Origin of the sequence: Vibrio sp. A11, assembly GCF_013048705.1 — a bacterium.
GTDB classification, from domain to species: domain Bacteria; phylum Pseudomonadota; class Gammaproteobacteria; order Enterobacterales; family Vibrionaceae; genus Vibrio; species Vibrio metschnikovii.
Genome location: NZ_VHSI01000068.1, coordinates 1 through 718, shown reverse-complemented (window position 1 = coordinate 718; position 718 = coordinate 1). Strand labels below are relative to the sequence as shown.

General features: G+C 37.9%; 1 protein-coding gene. It reads left to right on the top strand.

Features of this window, described 5'->3' with window-relative positions:
* The first annotated feature begins 143 nt into the window (after positions 1 to 143).
* Complete coding sequence (locus tag FKQ60_RS17315) at positions 144 to 557, top strand: hypothetical protein (RefSeq protein ID WP_170905689.1); 414 nt, start codon at positions 144 to 146, stop codon at positions 555 to 557.
* The last annotated feature ends 161 nt before the right edge of the window (positions 558 to 718 follow it).

Sequence of the window (718 nt, the reverse complement as noted above, 5' to 3'; positions counted from 1 at the left end):
ATCTGCCTAACAAAGCATTTAAGAGGGACAGCCAACGCGTGGCATTTTTATTATGCGTTGGTTTTTGCGATTACGATGTTATGCGGAAAGTTGGTAGTAGCGTTGGCTGCCCCTTAATGCGGCGTTAGGTATTTGAGAAAGTTATGAAGAAAAACTGTAGAAACTGCCACTTGTTGACGAAAGAATATACATCTATTGACTCGGATTTTGAAACTTCAAATTCCTTTTCTAATGTAGAGCGTTGTGAAATTGACAGGATGAAAGCTAATCCTATAAAAGATCACTACGCTGCAAAATGTCATATGGGTGTTTGGCGAGAAGGTGCAACGAAAGATCCAGATTTTTACAAAAAAGTAATAACAAGTAATAGGAGCAACTGTTTCTTTTATCCGTATCAGAAAGGTATGTTGTTCAAAGCCGCTGAAATCATGCAAAAAAGACAGCAAGATAACGAGCATTTAAAACGTTCAAACATGTACACTCGAATCGGACTTTGGATTGCAGCGGGAGCATTGATTCTAAATGTTGTAGTTAACTACCTTAGCAAAAATACCTAACAAAGCATTTAAGAGGGACAGCCAACGCGTGGCACTGAGGAATCCCCTAATGATTTTGATAAAAATCATCAAGTTAAGGTAGATACACATCTTGTCGTATGATCAAATGGTTTCGCAAAAAATCAATAACCAGACAACAAGATGTGCGAACTCGATATTTT

Excerpts from the sequence above, each read along its gene's own strand:
- FKQ60_RS17315 (WP_170905689.1), top strand. The coding sequence starts at position 144 with ATGAAGAAAAACTGTAGAAACTGCCACTTGTTGACGAAAGAATATACA.